20 protein-coding genes are annotated in these 23,899 nt (G+C 61.9%); 9 read left to right on the forward strand and 11 right to left on the reverse strand.

The window, feature by feature from the left end; translation table 11 throughout:
• Window positions 1-3,225, reverse strand: a 3,225-nt coding sequence (locus ABAC402_RS34835) for an S-layer family protein (RefSeq protein ID WP_023450497.1), incomplete at its 3' end; no start/stop codon positions are given.
• A 663-nt stretch (window positions 3,226-3,888) separates the two neighbouring features.
• Between ABAC402_RS34835 and ABAC402_RS34840 the strand changes: the two genes are divergently transcribed.
• The 5 genes from ABAC402_RS34840 (at window position 3,889) to ABAC402_RS34860 (ending at window position 9,227) form a co-directional block, all read left to right on the forward strand.
• Window positions 3,889-4,935 carry a 3-oxoacyl-[acyl-carrier-protein] synthase III C-terminal domain-containing protein gene (locus ABAC402_RS34840; RefSeq protein WP_031235835.1) on the forward strand — a complete coding sequence of 349 codons (1,047 nt, stop codon included), beginning with the start codon at window positions 3,889-3,891 and terminating at the stop codon, window positions 4,933-4,935.
• On the forward strand, window positions 4,929-6,113 hold the full coding sequence (locus tag ABAC402_RS34845; RefSeq protein ID WP_023450499.1) for a hypothetical protein: 1,185 nt from the start codon (window positions 4,929-4,931) through the stop codon (window positions 6,111-6,113). The genes ABAC402_RS34840 and ABAC402_RS34845 overlap by 7 nt, the downstream gene beginning before the upstream one ends.
• The gene (locus ABAC402_RS34850; protein WP_031235836.1) at window positions 6,110-7,207 is read left to right on the forward strand and encodes an ATP-grasp domain-containing protein; all 1,098 of its coding nucleotides are present in this window, start codon (window positions 6,110-6,112) and stop codon (window positions 7,205-7,207) included. Before ABAC402_RS34845 ends, ABAC402_RS34850 begins: the two co-directional genes overlap by 4 nt.
• Window positions 7,180-8,199 carry a GNAT family N-acetyltransferase gene (locus ABAC402_RS39365; RefSeq protein ID WP_082180000.1) on the forward strand — a complete coding sequence of 340 codons (1,020 nt, stop codon included), beginning with the start codon at window positions 7,180-7,182 and terminating at the stop codon, window positions 8,197-8,199. The genes ABAC402_RS34850 and ABAC402_RS39365 overlap by 28 nt, the downstream gene beginning before the upstream one ends.
• Window positions 8,200-8,264: 65 nt before the next feature.
• Window positions 8,265-9,227 (forward strand): Rieske 2Fe-2S domain-containing protein, encoded by a 963-nt coding sequence (locus ABAC402_RS34860; RefSeq protein WP_023450502.1) that lies wholly within the window; start codon window positions 8,265-8,267, stop codon window positions 9,225-9,227.
• Window positions 9,228-9,275: 48 nt separating this feature from the next.
• Here the strand turns inward: ABAC402_RS34860 and ABAC402_RS34865 are convergent, their stop codons facing one another.
• The gene (locus ABAC402_RS34865; protein ID WP_031235838.1) at window positions 9,276-9,620 is read right to left on the reverse strand and encodes a hypothetical protein; all 345 of its coding nucleotides are present in this window, start codon (window positions 9,618-9,620) and stop codon (window positions 9,276-9,278) included.
• Window positions 9,621-9,803: 183 nt separating this feature from the next.
• Window positions 9,804-11,435, reverse strand: coding sequence for a S41 family peptidase (locus ABAC402_RS34870; protein ID WP_235079986.1), 1,632 nt, complete (start codon window positions 11,433-11,435; stop codon window positions 9,804-9,806).
• A 222-nt stretch (window positions 11,436-11,657) separates the two neighbouring features.
• Between ABAC402_RS34870 and ABAC402_RS41260 the strand changes: the two genes are divergently transcribed.
• Window positions 11,658-11,825, forward strand: a complete 168-nt coding sequence (locus tag ABAC402_RS41260; RefSeq protein ID WP_369751407.1) for an RES family NAD+ phosphorylase — start codon at window positions 11,658-11,660, stop codon at window positions 11,823-11,825.
• Between the two features lie 1,017 nt (window positions 11,826-12,842).
• On the opposite strand, the gene ABAC402_RS34880 is transcribed toward ABAC402_RS41260, so the two are convergent.
• From ABAC402_RS34880 to ABAC402_RS34890, 3 genes are all read right to left on the reverse strand, one after another.
• A complete protein-coding gene (locus tag ABAC402_RS34880; RefSeq protein WP_023450505.1) occupies window positions 12,843-14,252 on the reverse strand; it encodes an amino acid permease in 1,410 nt (469 codons plus the stop codon).
• Window positions 14,253-14,388: 136 nt separating this feature from the next.
• Window positions 14,389-15,153 carry a class II glutamine amidotransferase gene (locus ABAC402_RS34885; RefSeq protein ID WP_023450506.1) on the reverse strand — a complete coding sequence of 255 codons (765 nt, stop codon included), beginning with the start codon at window positions 15,151-15,153 and terminating at the stop codon, window positions 14,389-14,391.
• Between the two features lie 60 nt (window positions 15,154-15,213).
• Window positions 15,214-15,591, reverse strand: coding sequence for a helix-turn-helix domain-containing protein (locus ABAC402_RS34890; RefSeq protein WP_006270895.1), 378 nt, complete (start codon window positions 15,589-15,591; stop codon window positions 15,214-15,216).
• Between the two features lie 119 nt (window positions 15,592-15,710).
• Between ABAC402_RS34890 and ABAC402_RS34895 the strand changes: the two genes are divergently transcribed.
• Window positions 15,711-16,544 (forward strand): SDR family oxidoreductase, encoded by an 834-nt coding sequence (locus ABAC402_RS34895; RefSeq protein ID WP_023450507.1) that lies wholly within the window; start codon window positions 15,711-15,713, stop codon window positions 16,542-16,544.
• A gap of 101 nt (window positions 16,545-16,645) precedes the next feature.
• Here the strand turns inward: ABAC402_RS34895 and ABAC402_RS40315 are convergent, their stop codons facing one another.
• From ABAC402_RS40315 to kduI, 5 genes are all read right to left on the reverse strand, one after another.
• A complete protein-coding gene (locus tag ABAC402_RS40315; protein ID WP_023450508.1) occupies window positions 16,646-16,804 on the reverse strand; it encodes a hypothetical protein in 159 nt (52 codons plus the stop codon).
• A 20-nt stretch (window positions 16,805-16,824) separates the two neighbouring features.
• Window positions 16,825-17,610 (reverse strand): IclR family transcriptional regulator, encoded by a 786-nt coding sequence (locus ABAC402_RS34900; protein WP_082180001.1) that lies wholly within the window; start codon window positions 17,608-17,610, stop codon window positions 16,825-16,827.
• Window positions 17,611-17,708: 98 nt separating this feature from the next.
• Entirely contained in the window at window positions 17,709-18,968 is a 1,260-nt protein-coding gene (locus ABAC402_RS34905; protein ID WP_023450510.1) for a DUF2264 domain-containing protein, read from the reverse strand.
• A gap of 349 nt (window positions 18,969-19,317) precedes the next feature.
• Window positions 19,318-21,396, reverse strand: coding sequence for a glycoside hydrolase family 88 protein (locus tag ABAC402_RS34910; protein WP_023450511.1), 2,079 nt, complete (start codon window positions 21,394-21,396; stop codon window positions 19,318-19,320).
• Window positions 21,397-21,419: 23 nt separating this feature from the next.
• Window positions 21,420-22,268 (reverse strand): 5-dehydro-4-deoxy-D-glucuronate isomerase, encoded by an 849-nt coding sequence (kduI, locus tag ABAC402_RS34915; RefSeq protein WP_023450512.1) that lies wholly within the window; start codon window positions 22,266-22,268, stop codon window positions 21,420-21,422.
• 427 nt (window positions 22,269-22,695) lie between these two features.
• Between kduI and ABAC402_RS34920 the strand changes: the two genes are divergently transcribed.
• Entirely contained in the window at window positions 22,696-23,448 is a 753-nt protein-coding gene (locus tag ABAC402_RS34920; protein ID WP_023450513.1) for a response regulator transcription factor, read from the forward strand.
• A 103-nt stretch (window positions 23,449-23,551) separates the two neighbouring features.
• A complete protein-coding gene (locus tag ABAC402_RS34925; RefSeq protein ID WP_023450514.1) occupies window positions 23,552-23,899 on the forward strand; it encodes a hypothetical protein in 348 nt (115 codons plus the stop codon).

The raw sequence follows: 23,899 nt of genomic DNA on the forward strand, positions 1-23,899 counted from the left end.
GTTGGAGACCGTGGCCGAGTTGGTGAAGTTGCCGAACGTCAGGGCATCGGTGCCGGCGGCCAGGTTGATAACCGCTGCCGTGGCGATGGTGGCCAGGGTGACGTCGTCGGCCGCTGTGCCGCCGGTGATGGTTTCGACGTTGGAGACGGTACCGGTGTTGGCGACATTGGCCAGGGTCAGGACATCGGCGCCGGTACCCAGGTTCAGGGTGACACCGGTCAGGGTGGTGGCCAGGGTTATGGTGTCGATGCCGGTGCCGCCGGTGATGGTCTCGGCGTTCGAAACGGTGGCGGTGTTGGCGAAGTTGCCGAGCGTCAGAACGTCGGTGCCGCCGGCCAGGTTGATGGTGGCAGCCGCCAGGGCAGCCCCGATGGTGATGGTATCGACGTCGGCATTGCCGGTGAGGGTTTCGACGTTGCTTACCGTGACCGTGTTGGCGAAGTTGCCCAGGTTGAGCGTGTCGGCGCCGGTGCCGAGGTTGACGGTACCGGTCAGGGCCGTAGCGATCGTGATGGTGTCAGCCAGGCTGCCGCCGGTGATGGTTTCGACGTTCGACAGCGTGCCGGTATTGGCGAAGGCACCCAGGGTAAGGGCGTCCGCACCCGCCGCCAGGTCGATCGTCATGGTGTTGGCCAGGGCCGTCGCCAGGGTGATCGTGTCGGCTCCGGTACCGCCCGTGACGGTTTCGGTGTTCGAAACGGTGGCCGAGTTGGTGCCGTTGGCCAGGGTCAGGCTGTCGGTACCGGTGGCCAGGTCGAAGACACCGGCGGTGACGGCGGTAGCAAGCGTGATGACGTCGGCGGCGGTATTACCCGTGATGGTCTCGACGTTGGAGACGGTGCCGGTATTGGCGACAGCGGCCAGGGTCAGGCTGTCGGCGCCGGCGGCGAGGTCCAGCGTCATGCCGGTGAGCGTCGTGCCGAGCGTAATGGTGTCGGCCAGGGCGTTACCGGTCAGGGTCTCGGTGTTGGAAATCGTCGCCGAGTTAACGAAGTTGCCCAGCGTCAAGGCATCGGTGCCAGCGGCCAGGTTGATGGTCGCGGCCGACAGGATAGCGCCGATGGTGATGGTATCGTTGTCGGCATTGCCGGTCAGGGTTTCTACGTTGGAGACCGTGGCCGAGTTGGCGAAGTTGCCCAGCGTCAAAGCATCGACGCCCGTGCCCAGATTGATAGTGCCGCCGGTGATCTGGGTCGCCAGGGTGATGGTATCGTTAGCCGTACCGCCGGTGACGGTTTCGGTGTTCGAAACCGTGGCCGAGTTGACGAAATTGCCCAGGATCAGGGCGTCGGTGCCGGCGCCGAGATCAACGGTGCCGGCGGTCATGATGGCGCCGAGGGTGATGGTGTCGGCGCCGGTGCCGCCCGTGATGGTTTCGACGTTCGAAACCGTCGCCGAGTTGGTGCCGTTAGCCAGGGTCAGGCTGTCAGTGCCCGCCGCCAGGTTGATTACGCCGGCCGAAATGGCCGTGCCGAGGGTAAGGGCGTCAGCGGCCGTGCCGCCAGTGACGGTTTCGACGTTGGAGACTGTACCGGTGTTGGCGACATTGGCCAGGGTCAGGGCGTCAGCGCCACCGGCCAGATCCAGCGTCATGCCGGTCAGGGTGGTGCCAAGGGTCACCGTATCGGCATTGGCGTTACCGGTCAGGGTTTCGGTGTTGGAGACGGTCAGCGAGTTGGCGAAGTTGCCGAGGTTCAGGACGTCGGTGCCGCCGGCCAGGTTGATGACGCCGGCCGCGATGGCGGCGCCCAGGGTTATGGTGTCGACATCGGCATTGCCGGTGATGGTTTCGACGTTGGACACCGTGCCCGTATTGGCGAAGTTGCCGAGATTAAGGGTATCAGCGCCGGTGCCCAGATTGACCGTTACGCCAGTCAGGGTGGTGGCCAGGGTGATGGCGTCGACGGCGGTGCCGCCGGTGATGGTTTCGGCGTTGGAAACTGTTGCCGAGTTGGCGAAATTGCCCAGGATCAGGCTGTCGGTTCCGGCCGCCAGGTCGATCGTACCAGCCGTCATGATGGCGCCGAGCGTGATGGTGTCAGCACCGGTTCCGCCGGTGATGGTTTCGACGTTCGAAACCGTTGCCGAGTTGGTGAAGTTGCCAAAGGTCAGGCTGTCGGTGCCGGCGGCCAGGTTGACGACCGCTGCGGTGGCGATGGTGGCCAGGGTGACGGCGTCGGCTGCTGTACCGCCGGTGACGGTTTCGACGTTGGAGACGGTGCCGGTATTGGCGACATTGCCCAGGTTCAGCACGTCGGCGCCGCCGGCCAGATCCAGGGTCATGCCCGTCAGCGTCGTGGCCAGCGTAACGGTATCGACTCCGGTGCCGCCGGTCAGGGTTTCGACGTTCGAAACTGTGGCCGTATTGGCAAAATTGCCCAGGGTCAGGACGTCAGTCCCGCCGGCCAGGTTGATGGTCGCCGCCGACAGGGCAGCGCCGATGGTGATGGTATCGACATCGGCATTGCCAGTCAGGGTCTCGACGTTCGAGACGGTGACGGTGTTGGCAAAGTTGCCGAGATTCAGCACGTCGATGCCAGCACCCAGATTGACGGTACCGGTGAGAGCGGTGGCGACGGTGACGGTGTCGATGGCGGTGCCGCCGGTGATGGTTTCGACGTTGCTAACCGTGCCGGTGTTGACGACATTGGCAAGGATGAGAACATCGGCGCCGGCCGCGAGGTCGAGCGTCATGCCGGTCAGGGTGGTGGCCAGGGTGATGGTGTCGGCGCCGGTGCCGCCGGTCAGGGTTTCGACGTTCGAAACCGTGGCCGAGTTGGTGAAGTTACCAAACGTCAGGGCATCGGTGCCGCCGGCCAGATTGACGATGCCGTTGGTGAGGATGGTGGCGAAGGTGATGGTGTCGGCCGCGGTGCCGCCGGTCAGGGTCTCGACGTTCGAAAGTGTGCCGGTATTGACGACATTGGCGAGGAGCAAAGTGTCGGCCCCGGCGCCCAGGTCCAGGGTCATGCCGGTGAGCGTCGTGCCGAGCGTTATGGTGTCAGAGCCAGAACCGCCGGTAATGGATTCGGCGTTGGATACGGTCGCCACGTTGGTGAAGTTGCCCAGGATCAGGGCATCGGTGCCGGCACCGAGATTGATGGTCGCAGCAGGAAGGGCTTCGAGAACGGTGATGGTATCATCCCCCGTGCCCGACGTAAGCGAATCGAACGTTGTGACGGAGACGACGTTGTTATTGTTGCCGAGAACAATATTGACAGCCATGGCAATGCCCCTTTTACGAACACATTACGCCGTCCTGTTGCCCATGTTTGCGCGACGCCAACACGCACAGGAGTGCGCAAGTCGAATTGACCTGAATGGAGGCGCTTTCAGCAATCTGAGAGAATTTCTGTCTATTGAGAACGCAGTCCGCCCCGAAACGGGAACAGGCCTTATGCCAATGAGATTTTCACTCTCCAGCTCCCTTCTAGAGCCTATTGGTAAGTATTATGGGGACAAACGCTTGAACAAAGTGTTAATTGTTGCCCGTTCGTCTTAACGCGTAGCGCAGGGTCCTGCGCAACTGATAAATTGCTCATTAAATCAACGTTTTATAATATAGTATATAACCGTTATACGTGTTAATTTTTCGGAATCTCAACCCCTGGGGATCGCCTGGCTGGCTTGAATTTGACACTTTTGTTAATAATGGTGCGGCGCAATAAAAGTATTAACGGCAATACTTGCCGGGACTATACTGGGGGTAGGCAATTTTTGCCGATCTATACTGAATTTATCTCAATCACTGGCACAGCGGTACCTGATAACCCCGGCGATCGAATGTCGATCGCCCCCTGGCTTGCACGCATACAACCTTGCGAAAGACATTGACAAGACACGTGCAGAGTTTTATGAACAATGTTCAATATTGTCAGGAACGACAGCGTGACCTATCCCATCGGTCTCACCCTCGCCGGCGCAGGCACCTATGCCCCGCGCTTGCGCCGGCCCTCCAGCGAGCTGGATTCGGTTTACGGCCAGGCCGAAGGCTGGACGCAAGCCAAGTTCGGTATCGCCGAACGCGGGGTGGCGGCGCGCGATGAAACCACTTCCTTCATGGCGGCGCGGGCCTGCCGTGCCGCCCTGGATGAAGCCGGCTGGGGTGACGATTTCGACGTCATCGTCGGCGGCTGTGGTGTCATGGAACAACCGATCCCGGGGACCTCCGTCCTGGTTCAGAACGCGCTGGGCCTGCACAAGTCCGGCATCCCCTGTTTCGACGTCAACATGACCTGCCTGTCGTTCCTGAGCGCGCTGGACCTGGTCAGCCTGGGGTTCAAGGCCGGCCGGTGGCGGCGCGCCCTGATCTTCTCCAGCGACATCGCCTCGGCGGGGCTGGACTTCGGTGAGCCGGACATGTCGGCCATCTTCGGCGACGGCGCCGCCGCCGTCTGCGTCGAGGCCCCAATGGACGAGGCCACAATGGATGAGGCCCCAATGGACGAGGCCCCAATGGACAAGGGTGGTCCGGCCATCCTGGCGTGCCGGTTTGTGACGTTGAGCTCGGGCAAGGACCTGGCCCACCTGCGATCGGGCGGGACGCGCATCCGCATCGAGGATGGCATTGCGGCGTTGCAGGCGGGGGCGCATTTTCACATGGACGCCTTCGGAATCTTCAAGGCCGCCGGCCGGCGCCTGCCCGAACTGATCAAACAGACTGTCGACTCGGCCGGTTTGACGCTCGACCAGATCGATACCGTTATCGGCCACCAGGCCAGCAAGCCGGGTCTGGAATATGTCCGCCATATCATCGGTACGCGACCGGAGCGGGTGGTTGATATCTTTAGCCATACCGGCAACCAGATCGCCGCCTCACTGCCGACGGCCCTGTGCGCCGCCCGCGCCGAAGGCCGCCTGGCGCCGGGCAGCCATGCCCTGCTGGTTGGCACCTCGGCCGGGGTCAGCATGGGCGCCATGGTCATGCGGTGCTGACCGCCGTTTCGGCCTATTTCAGCGCCCGTTGGCCGCCGCAGTCGCGCTCTGGCCTGGAACAGCAGCAATTGCGGTTGTGGGGCCGACTGCAAAGCCGGTTTGCGCTCAGCCCAGCCCTGGCCAGCTACGCCAAAAAGCCGCTGGCCGAGCTCCCGGTGATTTCGACGGCGGAGTTTCGTGACCGGTTTAGCGATTGCACAACGCAAGGCCTCGATGCAGCAGTTGCCGCCGATGCGGCGCTGGCGGCGGAAACGGACGGCCGGGAGATTCTGCCAGGGGGTTTGAGCGCCGGATTTTCGACGGGCACGGGTGGGGGAACACGTGGCCTGTTCGTCGCTTCACCCGTAGAGCGCGCCATCTACGGCGGCCGGCTGGCCGGCAAGCTGTTCGGTCCGCTGGAGCTGGCCGGGCTGACGCGGATCGGCGTCTGTCTGCGCGCACCGAACCGGCTATACGAGAAACGACGGGTGCGGTTTTTCGGGCTTGCCGATGGCGACCGCGACACGGCGATTGCGGCCTGGGATCCGCAGGTCCTGATCGCCCCGCCTCAAGTCCTGCTCGAGCTGGCCGACGCCGGCCGCCCCCTGCCCGCCCTGCGCCGGCTGTTCTACGGTGCCGAGACGCTTAACGCCGCAGAACGCCGTTTCATCACGACCCGGCTGGGCCGGCGGCCCGACCCGATCTATCAGGCGACCGAAGGCTTCCTGGGTGCGCCGTGTGAGATCGGGACCTTGCACCTCAACGAAGACGCACTGATTGTCGAACGCGCGCCTTTGGGCGGCGACCGATTCCAGCCGATTGTCACCGACCTGTTGCGGCGCACGCAACTGGTGGTGCGGCTGAAGCTGGACGACATCCTGCGGCCCAAAACCTGCGCCTGCGGTTCGCCGTTGATGGCCGTCCATCCGGTCGAGGGCCGGGTCCAGGACATCTGGCGCTGGGGCGAGCAGGTGGTCTTCCCCGGCGACGTCGAAGCCGCCGTAGCGACGCACATCGCCCCCGGCCACCGCTGGATCGCGATCGGTCATTCGGGCGGCATCGCCTTTGCCTGCGAACAGGACGCCGATGCCCCACGGCTGGCCGGCGCCCTCGCCGCCTTTGGCAGGAAGCTGTCGCGTGAACCCTATGACCGCGGCCTGGACTTCCCCAAACGCCGCCACGTGCGATGGCGGCCATGAAGATCCTGCTGACCGGCACCCGCGCCCCGGTGACGCGCGACCTGGCAAGCGCTTTTACAGCCTGCGGCCATGAGGTCCACGGCATAGACAGCCTGGCCGCCGCCTCCACCAGCCGGGCCCTGGCCAGCTTCACGCTGTGCGCCGCGCCGGCCCGGTGTTTCGATGCTTTTGCCCGTCAGGCCGAGGCGATCGTCGACCAGCTGAAGCCAGACTTGATCGTGCCGCTGTGCGAGGATATCTTTTACTGGGCCAAGGCGAGCCACGGCTGGCCGCTGTTCGCGCCCGGCCTGAAGCCCCTGATGCGGCTGCATTCCAAGATGGCCTTCATCGACCAGGCGCAAGCGCTCGGCCTGAGCGTACCCAAGACGCGACGCGTTAAGCCGGACGAAGGCGCCACACCGGGCGACTGGGTCTATAAACCGGAATTCTCCCGCTTTGGCACCCACACCGTGATCCGGCCGAAACGGGACCAGGCCCTGGCGCACGACCCGGCCAATCCGTGGCTGCAACAGGCCTGGATTGCCGGCGAAGACCTGAGCTTTCACGCCATAGCCAAAGATGGCCGTGTGCGCGCTTTCGCTGCCTATCGCTCGGACTGGCGCACAGATGGCGGGGCCAGCTACTATTTCGACCCTGTGGAAGGTGTCCTCGCCAACAAACTCGAAACCATCGCGACGACCCTGGCGGGTGCCCTGAACCTGACCGGACAGTTTGCCTGCGACCTGCGCCGCGATGGTGACGGCGGGCTATGGCTGATCGAGTGCAACCCGCGCGCCACCAGTGGCCTGCACCTGCTGGTCCACGATCCGCAAGCCCTGTGCGCCGCCTTTACCGGCACCGGCGACGGCGTCGTGCATTCGAACGGCCTGGCAGCCTGTATCGGCGCGGCCATGTGGTTCTACGGCCTGGGTCAGGGACGTTTGCGTCAGTGGCAAGGCGATCGGGCGCGGGCGCGCGATGTCCTGGACGGGGTCGCCTGGACGGCCGCCCTGGATACGGCCGGGTTCATGACGCGCGCCGCCCTCTGCGGCCAAAGCCTTCAGGCGTTTCTGACGGCGGATTTCGAATGCAATCGAGACCTGACATGTACCTGAAAAATGCCTCTGTCCGGTTCGATGTGGTCGCCGTCAATGGAGAGGCCATAGACGTCCTGATTCCCGGAACACCCAATGCCTGCTGGCTGACCTCGCTGTGCGCGCTGATCGGACCGGTTGCCCGCGAAGAGGCCCGCCGCGCCATGAAGGGGCCAGAGCTTTGGGGCGTCCTGGTTCTGAGCCATGTCACTGAGGTGTTCGCCCGCCTGTTCCAGATCGACAAGGCGGTCTATCCTGGCCACCAACTGCTGAGCACCAGTCTTTACGGCGGTCGCGTCGATAAGGTGATTGCCGCAGCACCGGCCTTGGCTCAAGCCTATCCCGACCACGCCATCATCATCCGTTCCCTGACGAAGCGTCCGGAGTCCGGCACCTACTGGCCGTTGCGCGTGGTGTGGATCATCGACGATCAGCCCGAGGTCTGGACCAGGCACCGCGACAGCCGCCGGGATCTGAAGAAGCTGGCCGAGCTCAACCTCACCCCACGCCGATTCGGCGGCGAGATCGATGAGGCCCGCCTGGCGCGCTGCCTGGACCTCTATAGCGGCCTCTATATCGAGACCTATTCCGCCTTCAATCCCGACTATACGCCGACCGGTCTGCGCGACCTGCTGGCGCGGGGCGTTGTGGAATTTTGGACCCTGGAGGCGCGCGACGGCACCATCGCCGCCTTCTGCGCCGCCCAGGACGACGGCGAAACCCAGATTTTACCCCTGGTCGGCTATGATCGGACACGGCCCCAGGAGGACGGCCTGTACCGGGCGATCATGGCGCACATGGCGCAGCAGGCCATGCAACGCCACCTCAAACGCAACCTTTCGGCCGGCGCGCCGCACTTCAAGCGCCACAGAGGAGCCACCCCATGGATGGAATATCTGCTGATCGTCGACAGCCACCTGCCGATCTGGCGGCGGATGGCCTATCGCCTGATCGGGGCACTGCTTCGCCAGTTCGAGGCGAAGCTCGCGGCGGTCGCCACGGCCGGAGCCTGAGCGAGGCGCACGGCGACCAAACCAGAACGGGCCTTCCCGCCGGTATCGAAAAGGCATGGCTGCCGGTGGCGCTCAGTGGTCAGGTCGCAAAGCGCCCTTACGCCGTCAAGGTCGCCGGCGTGCCCGTTGTGCTGTGGCGCGGGCGCGAGGGCTTGCGCGCCTTTCGCGACCGCTGCCCGCACCGCAACTATCCGCTGTCCGCCGGACGCATCGAAGACGGCCGGCTGGTCTGCGCCTATCATGGCTGGGCCTTTACCGGCGAAGGCGCCTGCGCCGCTGTGCCGGGCTGCGCGACGGCCGACCTGTCACGACTGAAGGCGGAACGCGTCGCGGTGGCCGAGTGGCAGGGCATGATCTTTGTCAGCCTTAAGCCGGAAGACAGGTTGAGCGATGGCCTGCCGGACATTCCGCAAGGGCATGACTACGACCACTTCTGGTGGGCGATGAAACCCCAGCGCGCCCGGGTCTTCGACGCACTCGACAATGTGCTGGACCCGTTTCATACCAACTTTATTCACGACGGTCTGATACGCGTCAAACACCGCCGCCAGCGCGTCGAACAGACGATCGAGACCTTCGAGAACGGCTTTGAAGCGACCTATATTCAGAACACGGACTATGGCTGGATGTCGCGGGCGCTCGAGGGTGAGCGGGCCCGCAGCCGCGGCCGCTATATACCGCCGGTGGCGTTTCAGGGCCGCTGGGAAGGCCGAAAGGGTCTGAACCTGTGTGTCACCATCTGGTTCGTGCCGGAAGATGAGCACACCGTTCAGCCGATGGCGCGGTTTACCACTCTCAAATCGAAAGGCCCCGCCTGGCTGAAGCAAGTCATGATCCGGCTGTTCCTGTTCCAGGTGATCCAACAGGATGCCGATGCGCTGACAAAGTTGCACGATAACATTGCCGCTTTCGGCGGGCCGCAGTTCCACGCCGGGCCAGGCGACCGGGTCAGCGACAAGCTGATGCGGTTGTATAATGGCGGCAAGTTAGTGCCCGAGGTCCTGGGGCCTTATCACATCGAACTTTAAAGATACTGCGTCACTTTGGGGCGTGGCTGCATCCGCTGAAAGCCAGGTTTACTTCGGACGGCAGGTCACGCCGGGCATCGGCCAGGCTCGCTGCGTGTCGCGGCGTATCGCCAGGCATTGGCCGTCTTCGAGGACAATATCGAAGCGGATCGGCTGGGCGGTGGAATGGGTCTCATGCGGCCCCAACGGCGGCGGCAGGACGGTGACCACCGCGCCGTCGCTCGCGCCCAGTTCGATGCGGGCCTTGCCGACAGCCTTTGCCAGGGCGGAGGTGACGGCGGCCCGGGTGTCGGAGTCGCCGAGGTCGACCGTCGCTGGCGCGCGCACGGCGGCTGTGGATTGGCAAGCCGTGAGAACTAAAGGCAGGCTCACCAGGATAGAACGCAGTAACATTTCAAGGGCTCCGGACGGGACTCCCTCTCCCCGGCCTCGCCGGCAGGCAAGCGGGGAGAGGGTGGGGGTGAGGGGCAAGCTGTACCGTCCGAAGCTCAAATGTCCTCGGAAGGCCCCTCACCCGATCGCGTTCACTTCGTTCCGCTCTCGTCCTCTCCCCGTAGACGGGGGAGAGGTAAAATGTTAATGCGGCAATCTCATGTCGCGGTTGGTATCCATGATCCAGCGCTCCGGCGCTTCGAGCGCGATCGACGGCACCCTGGACGTCGCGCTGCCGGCCGAGGACGACCGTACCGCCGAAGACACCGGCGTCGGACAGGTTCCGCTCGCCCGGTAACTCAGCGCCGTCTGCAACAACCGCTCACTGGCGTCGCCCAGTTCATGGCCAAAGTCGTCGCCAACGACGCAGCCCGGCAACCGAACGCCAAACGCACTGGCAGAATTGTTCGGTATAAACCCGTCGGCATAGTCGCCAAAGCCGAGATGGTTTACGCCCTGGAACTGAATAGAGTAATAGGTCTCGCCGCAATTATCCTGCGGGTAGAAGCCGTACGGCTTGCCGCAGGTCTTGTCGCCGATCAGCACGACCTCGACGCCAGCCCCGCGCAGGCCGTTGACGACGGCCTCGCTGGCGCTGCAGGTATCGCCGGTCGCCAGGACATAGACGCGCGGGAGGTTCAGGCTGGGCAGAGGCGTACCGTCTGCGACGCTGAAGCCCAGGCCGGTGCGGTAGAAGGGCACAGGATCATTGATCTGGCCGGTCACCGGATTTCGGTTTCCGGCTGCCGCATTGAAGCGCAGTAACTCGAACGTCTTGCCCGCTGTTTGGGTGTCGCCGGCCACCATGAAACCGAGTTGCGAGGCCACGGCCAGCAGGCCGCCGCCATTGTAGCGCAGGTCCAGAACCAGGTCCTGGACGCCTTCGGTCTGCATCTGTTGCACGGCTGTAACCAGTTCGGTCTCGCTGGAATAGGGACTGAAGGTATTGAACAGGATATAACCAACCTTCTGGCCGCCGCTGGTCAGTACCCGCGTGCGGTTGACCGCCTTGGCGACCAGGTTCTGTGAGGTCAGCACGACCGTTCGCGATCCCGATGCCCCCGGATCCTGGACGGTAAAGGTGGTGGTGGTGCCGGCATTGGCCGGGAACAGGCCGGCGTTCAGCGCGTCGATCTCGGCCTGGGTGGCACCGCCATTGACCAGGTCGATGCCGTTGACGGTGAGAATACGGGTGCCGCGGATCAACTTCCTTTGGCCGCCCGACATGTCCTCGGCCGGGGAGGCCGGCTCGGTGAAGACGACCCGGACATCGCGCGGCACCGTCGGGGAGATAATGACAAACTCAGCGCCATAGCTGGCGCTGGCGGCTGAGTTGCGGCGTCGGAGATACTCGGTCGTCGGCTCACTGAAATGGAAGTCGTCCTTGGCCTTACCCGAGGCGGTGGTCGCGAAGGTCTTCAAGGTGTCGAAATACTGCAGGCGTGTGCCGCCCAGCGCTGGATTGCTATCGGCAACCTCGGTGTTCCACAAATAGGTCTCACGCGTCCACGAACGCAGCCAGTTCTTTTCGTCGGTGGCTGTTCCGGCGCGGTCAGGGAAGCCATTGCCTTCGATGTCCGTACCGGTGCGCACGGCTGCGCACTTGTCCTTGAAACTGCTGGCCGCCTGGAAGACGCCGGCAACCCAACCACCAGGCGTCGGTGTGAAGCCACCGCCACCTCCGCTGCTGCCACTGCTGGCGCCCCCACCACCACCGCCGCAGCCGAGAAGAGAGGCGGTTACGGCCACAACAAAGACAACTCTGACAAGGTTCACGGAGATATCCCCCATCTAAAAACACCTACGCTACGACTGACGTACCTAAAACTTATTGACGCCTCAGGTTTACCCGAATGGCGGCCGTGGGCATCCTTACCCTTTGCAGCCTAAGGCCAGGCCCCTGTCGATAATGATCCTGTTGAGGCCATCATGCAAGAGCCCGCCGAAGTCGGGCATGTGACGACACCGGGACGCCATGTCCGTCAAGCCTGATTCGCTTTGGGCGACGCCTGGCTCACCTCGCGCAGATCGCGCCTTCTGAAGGTCCCATCAGTCGTGGTGCCGCTGGAAACGAATAGACTTATCAACCCGCGCCACCCCTCCGCCGGTCAGTTCAGGATCATCAACACGACCAAATTCGTCTACGACAGCCGCATACGGCCGTGACAAGCAGCTAACTTCGGGCTCCATACGCGCCGATCCGAAAGATATTCGATATGAAGTGGCCCGCCACAGATCAAGGGCGGAGTGGCGATGCGTAGTAAAGACCAATCCTGTTTGGACGAGTTGTGCTGTTCGCAGGAACAGATCGTAAAACTGAAATGGAGCACCGACACGGTTCTTTATGCGTCCGCTAGGTGGCTATTTTTCGCCACGTTCATGACTCTGCTCGCCGGATGCGGAAACAATCACGCAAATTCCGAGCGGGCGCACCACCCAGCGGAATTGAAGCTGGGGCGGTTGTTTCCGGCGCCGTCGACAGAACATTGACTTATGAAACAGGCCTAATTGTCTTCGAATTACCCGCTGAACTCGCGACAAAAATCCAAAACAGCGGCATTTCGGCCCTTAACGAATTGTCTAATACCAAGCCTCATAAAGAATGACGCTCGGTATTCGCATTTTTTCAGCTCAAGCGCCGCATGGCTCCTCGCAAAAGCTCGGGCGCGCAGTCGCGCTTGCCAGCCCGCGATGAGTCAAGGTCATCGCGGGCTGGTATAAGAACGGTCGTGGCTCGAGCTCCAAGTATGGACCTTGGCAAGAAACACCTGTCATTAAGCCATCTAACGCCGTCGGAGATTTTTATTCGAAATATAGCATCGATGCGCTGACTGAATTTAGATGCACCGACTCAAAAGGTAGCTGGAAAAATGAGCAACCTTTGTGCAAAGCTCTCTCACTCCCAAGAAGCTATTACTCGGTTGGGTCAGATAACGAACTGGTCCTCGTAATGCCTAGAGCGCAATCCGATAAAGTGGACACCACTTTATCGGATTGCGCTCTAGACGAGCGATCAAGCGAAATAACTTACGGAAAAGGAGGTCCACAGATTTCACCGATTTAAGGGGATTTCACAAATTAAGCCTCTGAAAAATCTGTGAAATCTCCTTAAATCGGTGAAATCTGTGGACCCCTTCAAGAATATCCCCGCTGCACAGCGGAGGCAGAACGCCCCCTGCCCTACTACGCCTTTTCCTTCCGCAACCGGCTGTTCCAGAATCCGTAGGCGAAATAGAAGACCAACCCGATCACCATCCATAGCAAGGTAAAGCCCTGGCTGATCAGGGGCAAGCTGGAGAAGATGAACACGCATCCGCCAATCGTGATCAGCCCCACCAGCCAATAGGCCGGCGTCTTGAACACCCGTTCGACCGACGGATGCTTACGACGCAGAATGATCATCGACAGGGCCACCGCCACAAACGCAATCAAGGTCCCGGCATTGGAGAGCTCGGCAATCTGCTTCAGCGGGACAAAGCCAGCGAAAAACGCCACAAACAAACCCGTAAGCAAGGTGATCAAAGCCGGCGAACCCTTGGCATTGACCTTGGCCACCGCCTTGGGCAGCAGGCCATCACGCGCCATGACGAAGAATATCCGGCTCTGGCCGTACATCATCACCAGGATGACCGACGGCAGCGCCACAATAGCTGCGCCGCCGACCAGGGTCGCAATCAGGGGCTGGCCCAGGCTGCGCAGGACGTGCGGCAGGGGCTCGCCGCTGTCGGCGATCTCCTGAAAGGGCGCCGCCCCAATCGCCACGCCCGCGACCAGCATGTAGATCAGGGTCGAGATGGCCATGGAACCGACGATGCCGATGGTCAGGTCGCGACCTGGGTTCTTGGCTTCTTCCGACGAGGTCGACACAGCGTCGAACCCGAAAAATGCAAAGAAGACAATCGCCGCCGCGGCCATGACCCCGACCTTGGCGCCTTCGACCTCACGAGCCAGGAAGCCGAACGGCATGAAGGGGTCGTAATTGCCCGCCTGCACGGCCGGCAAACCGATGACGATAAAGGCGCCAAGGGCGATAATCTTCACCAGGACCAGTATGATGTTCAAGGTCGCGCTCTCACGCGCCCCGATCAGCAACATGCCCATGACGGCCAGCGACACCAAGACTGCCGGCAGATTGACCAGGCCGCCCGAGGCCGGACCGCTCAACAGGAAGGCCGGCAACTGCAGCCCGACGCCCTGCTCCAGCCATCCGACCAGGTGAGCCGACCAGCCGACAGCAACCGTCGAACAGGCCAGGGAATATTCCAGGATCAAGGCCCAGCCCACGACCCAGGCCGCGATCTCACCAATAGCCGAATAGGTGTAGGTATAGGCCGAGCCCGCTGTCGGGATCAAAGTCGCCAGTTCGGTATAGCACAGGGCGGCACAGGCGCAGACCAGGCCGCATAGGGCAAACGAGATGATGACACCCGGCCCGGCCAACCCGGCGCCGACACCGGTCAGGGTGTAGATCCCCGTGCCGATGATGCCGCCGATACCCAGGGCGATCAGGTGCGGCCAGCTCAGCGTCTTGGCCAGCGCCTTGCCGTCTTCCTCCGTCCGATAGAGCGGCTTGAGCGGTCCGAACAGTGCCATCAGGCATCCCCTAATAAAACAAGGCCGCGTCCCCTTGGCAAAGGTCGCGGCCTCAAGTGTTAACCGGGTTTCGGGGTCAACTCAAGGATGGTCTCGGATGCACCGAGTTCGGCGACAGGCCCGGCCATGACGGCGGTCAGTCCACCCGCTCTCCATCCCTGAAAACGATGGTCGAACCCGGCGGCACAACCGTCCAGCTTTCGTCGCGTGTCAACGGCGTCGAGGCAACGATGATCACCTTGTCATCCGGCGTCGTCTCCTTCGCAAAGTCGACCTCCATATCTTCGTCGATCAGGCTGGCGCGTCCGAACGGCGCGGCCCGGCGGATGTAACAAAGCTTGGTCGAGCAGCTGGCGTAAAGGGCGTGACCATCACCCAGCAGTGCATTGAACACGCCGAGGTCGCGAAGTGAGGCATAGGCGTCGGCGACAATACGTTTCAGCCTGGCGTTCGACGGCCGCTTGGCGCAGGCGATGCGGATCTGGTCCAGCAGCCAGCAGAAGGCGTGTTCGCTGTCGGTGCTGCCGACGGGTTGGTAGTGGACGAGGGGTCGTTTCTTGATGCCCTTGAGCTGACCGTTATGGGCAAAGCTCCAGTACTGGCCCCACATTTCGCGGATGAAGGGGTGGGTGTTTTCCAGTGCTACCTTGCCGCGGTTGGCCTTGCGGACATGGGCGATGACCAGGCAGCTCTTGATTGGATAGGCCTTTAGAAACTTAGCCAGTTCCGAATGGGCGCTGGGGTTGGGGTCGTGCAGGCTGCGGCAGCCCTTCTGTTCGTAGAAGGTGATCCCCCAGCCGTCGGTGTGAACGCCGGTCGCCCCGCCGCGCTGGACCAGGGCCGAAAAGCTGAACCGGATATCGGTCGGCACATTGGCGCTCATCGCCAGAAGTTCACACATTGCGGCCGCTCCTTTGTGCCCCTGTCTTTGCGCATTCACGGGCGGGCGTGCAACCGGAATTTACAGGATATCGGCGCGGGTATCGTAAGCGTCCTGGGCCTGAAGGATTTCGGTAATGTTGCTTTCGGCCCACTGGGAAATCTGGGCCACGGTCCCCGAAAGGGTCTCACCCAGCGGTGTCACCCGGTATTCCACCGTCACCGGCACCGTCGCAAAGGCCTGACGCGAGATCAGCCCATCGCGCTCCAGCTTTTTCAGCGTCTGAGACAGAACCTTGTGCGAAATGCCCTGGATGTCCCGATGCAGTTGGTTGAAGCGCGTCGGGCCGTCCATCAGCCGCCGCAAAAGCAACATAGCCCATTTGTCGGCCAGCCGGTCCAGCACCATCCGGGTCGGACAGTTCAGATCGAAGACATTGGGTATCTGATGAAAGCCCATGGCGGTTTCCTTGAGGTAACCTACTGAGTTTAAGGTGCATTCTTTCGCAAATCCGCGCGAATGTCTATCTTCTAACTCGTGGAAAGCAGATTTCCAACAGAAACCCATGGAGAAGCACTATGAGCGGAAAGATTTTGGTTGTGGGCGCCACCGGTACGGTCGGACGTCATCTGGTTGCGGCCCTGGTGGCCAAGGGTGAAACGGTGAAAGCGGCGTCGCGGACACCTGCGGCGATCGCCGGTGCCGAAAGCGTGGCCTTTGATTTTGCCGATCCGGCGGCGGCTTTGGAGGGCGTCGACCGGCTTTACCTGCTGTCGCCGACCGGCCATCTCGATCCGGTCGGCCTGTTGACGCCGGTGATCACCGAAGCGGCCAGGCGCAAGGTCAAGATCGTTCTACAGACCGCGATGGGGGTCGATGCCGATGACAACATCCCGCTGCGCCAGGTCGAACTGGCGGTCGAGCGGTCGGGTGTTCCGTTCGTGATTCTGCGTCCGAACTGGTTTGCCGACAACTTTGAGACCTACTGGAAGGGCGATATCCTGAACGGCACCCTCCGCGTGCCGGCCGGTAATGGCGCGACCAGCCTTGTCGACGCTCGCGACATCGCCGACAGCGCGGCCGGCGCCTTGAAAACGGACCGTTTCAACGGCCAGGCCTTTGCCTTGACCGGACCGGAGGCGCTGACCTATGCCCAGGCGGCTGAGTTATTGTCGAAGCACTACGGTCGCACCATCGGCTATCAGCCGACCGATGACCAGACATTTGTCGCCGCCATGACCAAGGCGGGTCTCAATGAAGGCTACGCGCAATTGCTGGCGGCCATCTTCCACCCCGTGCGTGAAGGCTGGACCGCCAGCGTGACGGACGCGGTGGAGAAACTGTCGGGCCATGCACCGCGCAGCCTGGAACAGTGGGCAAAGGACAATGTCAAGGCGTCGGTAGCGCAGTAGGTGAGCGTCGGCGCATCATCGGCCTCGAAAGGCCCCTCACCCGATCGCCCGCGCTTCGCTCGGCTCTCGTCCTCTCCCCGTAAACGGGGAGAGGTATTAATTTACCGAAACCCTGTCTCGATGTCCTGAAACAGCACCATGTCCGACGGTTCTGGAAACTTCGCCTGAGGCAGGTCGCGGTTGGGTAGCAGGGGCGTCGAGGCGGGTGGAGGCCGGATGGCAAAGCGGGCGCTGTGACCGGCCGATACACGGAAAGACATTTTGTGTACTTTCGGGAACTTTACCCGCCTGTGTAGCCGAACTGGCGGCTGATCTGGGCCGTAGTGTCCTTGACATAGGACTTCACCAGCTGAATCCGGTCGGAATCCATGTATTGAGCGGCCGAGGAGACGGAGACGGCGGCGATGATCTTGCCGCTCATGTCACGAATCGGGGCGGCGACGCAGCGGATGTGGTCTTCGTTTTCATCGAGGTCGAGGGCGTACTGCTCCTCGCGATAGTGTGTCATGACATCGAGCCACTGCTTGATGTCATATTTGTAACGGGGATAGAGGGCCGCCTCACGCAGGTAGACCTCGCGAAGGCGGTCTTCGGATTCATCCAGCAGAAGCGCCTTGCCCAGGCCGGTATGGCGCAGTGGCTGCCGTTCGCCGACGATGCAGCGGACCTCAATGCGACGATTGCCGGGGATTTTGGCGATATAGTGGACCTGGTCGCGTTCCAGTATGCCGAGATTGACTGTGTCGCCGGTATCGGCCGCCAGCCGGCCAAGGAAGTCCTGGCTGACCCGCGTCAGGGTGATCTGCTGTTGCGCGGCAAAGCCCAGCTCGAGCAGCTTGGTGCCCAGGGCATAACCTTCATGACTTGAATAGGAGAGGAAGCTGGACTCGACCAGGGTAGTGGCGAGACGGTGCACCGTCGTCTTGTTCAGGCCCAGGGATTTAGCCATCTTGCCGAGCGTATTGTCCCCCTTGGCGACCCGCGACAGAACATCAAGCCCCTTGGCCAGGGTCAGGGCACCGGCCGTTTTGACTTCGAGAATCTCAGGGCCCAACGAGGTGTTCATGCGCATGATTCCCATAAGTGAGGATAACCGTTCCTAATAGTGATACGGTCAAAATCAGAAATCAAGCGCCGTTGCAACACTTCGGGAATACGGAAAGCCTAGTAATCGACGGCGTAGTCCTTCGGGAAGGTCTGGTTGGAGAAGGCTTTCTTCTGCGTCCAGTCCAGGGCCGGTGAGGTCCAGTAGCTGTCGTCCTCGGCCAGGCCTAAAGACATAAAACCTTCCGACGTGATGTACATGCTGCCGTTGTTGGAATAACGGTCGCCCAGGGTCGGTTGATGCCCTGCAAAGCCTATGGTCAGGTAGCCATCGGCGGTAAAGTTGCTTGGATCAGTGAAGATGGCCCTGTGCGCCGCCGTCACCGCGGCGCGGACCTGGCCTTCCGGCAAGCTGGGCGGCAGCGATTTGCGCCAGGCCAGCAGACCCAGGGGCTGGAAGACTGCCGTACGGTAGGTCAGGGACCGTCCGATCGGCGGATAGGTTCCGATGGGCGATACGAACCGTTCCAGATGCTCGCCGTAGCGCTGCATGCGCTTGAGCCATTTCGCCAATTCATCGGCCGGCTTCAGGTTGTTGAATTTCGCGTCATAGGCCTTCAGGACCTCGAGGATTTCGACCAGCATCGGGTAGATGACGTAGGAATTGTAGTAGTCGAAGTGGAACTTGCTTCCGTCCGCCACCCATCCGTCGCCGGCGTACCATTCCTCCATCTTCTTGATGGCCAGGTCGACCCGCATGGGATCCCAGTCTTCGCCGATCATCAGGAGGAAGGCTTCGTTCATGGCGGCGAACAAAAGCCAGTTGGTGTAAGGCGGTGACACCCGGCGCAGGCCCTTGATCTCCTGGACGATGCGCTTTTTGGTGGTCGCGTCCAGCGGCTCCCATAGCTGTTTGCGCGCGCGCATCAGGGCGTTGGTGAAAAAAGCCGAGTCGACCAGAGCCTGGCCATGGCCGCGCCACAGCAGATAGTCCGGACTGTTAGGGTCAACCGAATGGACATAGGCTTGGACGGCGGCGTCGGTCAGGCTTTTGCGCATCTGGCCCTCGGGCGTAGCGGTGTCCGGCAGGCTGAGCCACGGCGCCGCACCGGCGATCAGACGGCCGAAGGCCTCCATGTAGGCGACACGCTTGTCGCGGCCGTCCCAATTGGGGGCGACCTCGACCGGGAAGGTTTTCTTGAGTTCGCCTTTTGCCATGTTGACCAGGACGGGCCCGGCCATCTTCTGCAGCAGACCGGCCATATAGGCGCGGTCACTGAGTTGGGCCGTGTTGGGAGCCTTGGCGGCAGAGGCCGCTCCGGCTGTGGTCAAGGCGGCGGTACCGCCAACAGCGGTCAGAAGAAAGTCGCGTCTTTGCATGGTCGGTTCCTCGGATCGCCAAGGTTCGTTTGAGACGGAGTAAGTTGCAGGGCGTTGGAAACAACGGCTGGCCAAATCCCCCCACCGTCTGCTCGCTTCGCTCACATCCACCTCCCCCGTATAACGGGGGAGTATAAGAAAAAAGCTATCCGCGGCTGGATGCGCTGTGCACGCAAGCGGCTTATACCAAGCCTCATAAAGAATGACGCTTGGTATTCGCATTTTTTCAGCTCAAGCGCCGGACTAGGCGCCCCCCATGGCTCCTCGCAAAAGCTCGGGCGCCCCAGAAACGTACACTGGCGCGCTTGCCAACCCACGATGAGTCAAAATTTTCGCGGGTTGGTATTAGTTAGTTCTTCGCCAGTTCGGCCTGGCGCACGGTCAGCCAGGACTTGAAGCCGTCCAGGGTCTTCACGCCCTGCTGGTCCTGGGTCCAGGCAATGCCAAAGGCATAGTCGATCGCCGCTGGGTCCTTGAAGGTGACGAACACCGTGCCTCCGTCATCCTGAGGGCCGCCGGCTACGCTGCCGGGCCTATAAAAGACCGCGATACCGAGATCGTCCTCCGCCAGGGACTGCTTGCCCCACGAGGCGATATAGGCCCAGCCGCCGGCCCCGGCCTCGCCTTTCAGCACCGTCACGCCCGGGTGTTTGATCAGGCCGGTGACCATCTGCGCGGTCGTGCCGGTCGCTTTGGCCTTGACGTGCGTCAGGGCTGAACCCTGTCGGATGTCGAGGGTGGTGACCAGTTTCGAAGCCGCGCCATCGAAGCCGGTATTGGTCACTTGGGAGACGGCATGGCCTGAGCCGCTTTCCAGTACCTTGACCGAAATCACTGACTTGCCCAGTTGGGTTGCCTTGCCGCCGCGCAGGACGCCGATGCCGCCGATGCCGACCGTATCGCCGACCTTGAAGATGTCCATGCCCCACGGCGCCATGTCGTGGTAGTTGTCGAGGCCCTGGCCGATGGTTTGCAGCACAGGGCCCGGCGTCTTCTTGCCGAATACATCAATGGCCATGCGTTCGTCGAGATAGAGGCGATAGGCGACCAGGTCTGACTCCCAGCCCAGGCCTTCAAAGGCGATCAGGCCGTCATGGATGAAGTGGTCGGCCGGAACGACGTATTCGAGCCGGGGACGGAAGGTTCCGCCTGCCAGCACGGAATTGACGAGCCGGCCGCCGTCCTGGACGTTCAGCACCGCCTGGACGGTCGCCACCTCGCGCTGGATGGTCAGGTCCTTGCCCGGCTTGAGGTCGAGATCGGCCACCGCCGTCGCTGCCAGCAGGAAGGCGCCAACGCCGTAGAATTGGGTATCGTCGTAGGAGACGCTTTCAGGACGATCGGACACCGGCTGGACCCAGCCCAGCTTGCCGTTGGAATGAACGGAACGAACCAGGGCGGTCCAGCCCTTGCGAACCGTCGGCTCGTATGCCTTCTGGTCCAGCAGGCCGGCCTTGATGCCCCAGGCAAAGCCATAGGTAAAGAAGCCGGTGCCGCTCGATTCGGGCAGTGATTTCGACGGGTCCGACAGCAGGGACGGCGACCAGTAGCCGTCGGGCTTTTGGATGGTTTTCAGGCTGGCCGCCATTTCCTTGAAGACGGTTTCCATGCGCACACGGCCGGGATCGCCCTGCGGCAACAGCGGGATCATCCGCGCCAGGCCGGCAAACACCCAGCCGTCGCCACGCGACCAGAACACCTTTTCGCCGTCGGGACCACGGCGCTCGAAGAAACGCGAGTCGCGGTAATAGAGGTGTTCGTCCTTGTCGTAGAGATAGTCGGTGGTGGCAATGAATTCCTTCGTGGCGTAGTCGGCGTATTTGGCATCACCCGTCACCTTCGACAGTCCCAGCCATGCCGCCGGGGCCATGAACAGGGCGTCGGACCAGCACCAGCGCTGGTCGCAGTCGACACCGCGCGGGTCGGAGTATTCGCGGTGTTCCAGGCCGACCTGGGGCGGGAAGGCCAGGATAGAGTCGAAGCGGGCTTTCAGGGGGGCGATGGCCTCAGGTCCGGCGCCGTTGCGCGACGCCCACAGATAGGACTGGCCGATGACATGGTCGTCGGCGTGATACGGCATCGGTCCCAATTGCCAATTGTTAGCGGCGCCGCGCGCCAGGATGGTTTCCTTGTAGATCGGGTTGGCGGAGTGGTCGGCCATCTCGGTCAAGCCTACGAAAAGGGCGCCCTGGACCCAGCCGGTCTTGTTGGGCGTATCGGGCGACGCCTTGGCCGGAATGGATCCGCCGGCCATGGTGGCCAACTGATAGTTGGCGACTTTTTCGGCCAGGGTCATGACCTCAGCCGAGCGGAAGGGGGTGGCGTAAGGCGCTGCCGCAGTGGGTTTGGCAGGGGCGGAAAAGGTGGTGACCGGGGCGGCTCCCAAAAGGGCAGCGACGGCGACGGTGGCGAAAATCCGGGCTTTCATATGTGGGTCCCTGTGTTTTGTGATTATGTCAGCTGACAGATATCGAGATTGTTCATGTCGTTATAGTCGAGATTTTCGCCGCCCATGGCCCAGATAAAGGCGTAGCGCGAGGTCCCGACACCGGTGTGCACCGACCACGGCGGACAGACCACCGCCTGTTCGTTGCCGACCACGATATGGCGCATCTGTTCGGGACGACCCATGAAGTGGAAGACGCGCGACTGGGGTTCAACGTCGAAGTAGAAATAGACTTCGGAACGGCGGTCGTGGAGGTGCGGCGGCATGGTGTTCCATACACTGCCAGGGTCGAGGATGGTCAAGCCGACCAGAAGCTGGGCCGATTCGCAGACGCCGGGCACGACCAGTTGGTGGATGGTGCGGGCATTAGCGGTTTCGGGCGAACCACGGCGCAGCGGATTTGCGGCGCGGATGGCTATGTGTTGGGTCGGAATTGCGCGGTGGGCCGGGGTCGAGGCCAGGTAGAAGCGGGCAGGGGTGGCCAGATCGGGCGAGGCGAATTCGACGTCGCAGGCACCGGAACCGATATAGAGGGCGTCGTTAGGGGCCAGATCGTAGGGGGTTCCATCGACGGTAACGCGGCCGATGGCCGTACTGATATTGACAGCAGCCATTTCGCGATGGGCCAGAAAAGGCTGGCCCTTCATCGACGGCGGATCATCGTGGCGCGGCAGGCGGACGGGTTGCGATACCGGCATGGCGCCGCCAACGACCAGTCGTTCCTGATGGACATAGGTGAGTGTCACGGCATCGCAACGGAAAAAATCCGTTATCAGGTAACGATCACGCAGGTCACACTGGGTCGCCCCAGATACCGAACCCGGATGCGTTGCATAGAGAACTCTGTCGTACATGGTCCCCGACTCTGCCCAAAATACAATGATCTGACGGCTCAGTGATTTTTAAAGGATTTTAGGTTGTGTATCATTTAGTGAAGATATGGTCCATCTATAGAAACGACAAATTTCCGATTTTCCGCCGCAGTTTTTGCAGGGCGCCGCACGTCGAGGCGCAGAGGTCCGCTTGATGTCGCTCGGTCTTGAGCTTCGCAGCCAGGCAGAGCGTCTCGCCGCAGGGGGGGCACTTGCTCACCACCTCCCGATTGAAGACATAGGGAGGAGACGTCGTTTTGTGGGCGTACCGGTATCCCTGACCCAAGTACCCCCTCACCCGTCACAACATACCTTTCGGAGGAAATCTTCCCTTACGGAAGCGCCCTAGCCAAAAGTGTTTTTTGCCGTTAACCTTTCTGGTTCGCTGAGGGCGTAACGGGGAAGTGGCATGCCGGACATCGATGACGATACCAAGGTCGACGCATCGTCGGTGCACCCGACGGATACCCAGCAACCGCCGGTGCCGGAAAAGGATGGCGACAACGATGATACCGCCGCCGACGGATTGTCGGCTCGCCAGAAGGAAATCCTTCGTATGGTGGCCCAGCATTTCGAGCGCAAGGAAATCGCCAACGCGCTGAAGATCAGCCCACACACGGTCAAGGCCCATATCGATGCCGCCCGCAAACGGATCGGTGTCAGCACCGACAAGCAGGCGGCGCGGTGGCTGGCCGAGCGCGACAAGGCCAAGGGACTAAAGCCGGGGGGTACCTCAATGCGGCAATCCCCCACGGAGGCAATGGCGGACCAGGACAGCGTTGCGTCATCTTTGGGGCATGAGCAAGCCCTTCGATCCGAACGCCAATTACATGCTGATCAGCTGGTCCGAACTGGAGATGGCGCTGCGGGTGCTTTCAGCCCCGGAGAAGCAATCCCAGATCGAGGACAGCATTCAGACCGTCCAGGTGCTTTACCGCACCGCCGGCCCGGAGAAGGCCATCATTCATCTGGTGGCAATGACAGCCTGGCTGACGGATGGGGGGGTGCACTCTCTCGACGTTTGATGAGCCTCAACGTTACGCAAGGCATCGGTTCCATCATTGTCCTGGCCATACTTCTGGCTCTGGCGTTTGTGGTGCTGATCGCCGGCGGCGCGACGACCATGCAGGCGATTCAAAACCTTACTGGCCAAACCGGCTGACTGTCGCCGACGCGGCAGTTTATTGTTCTGTCGCGCAATTTTTCCGAAAAGTGCTGCACACTTTGTCGGATGGTGCTCGAGCCGGCACCGCCGGAAAGGGACTATGATGCATAAAGCCGAAATGGTGCGGGCCAATGCCCAGCAATTGTTTGTTGCCGAAGACGCCGTCGACCAGGCCCTGGTTGAGGTTTCCAAACTGTCCCAAATGCTGTTGGAATCCCGCAGAACCACCAAAATGTCGGCTGTGGTCGGCCAGGAGGCTATTGACGGCCTGGCGACTTTGTATCAGCGTCTTTCGCAGGCGCGAGGCGATGTCGTGGATTTGCACAGAACTCTGGACGACATCAAAACGCAGATCGGCGCCCGCACCGTCATGATTGGTTCAGACAACGGCAAGCCAACTCCGGGCGGGACCGGCCAGTTCGAGGTGATCAAGGGAGACGCGGCCTAA

The organism is Asticcacaulis sp. AC402 (genome assembly GCF_000495835.1).
GTDB lineage: Bacteria > Pseudomonadota > Alphaproteobacteria > Caulobacterales > Caulobacteraceae > Asticcacaulis.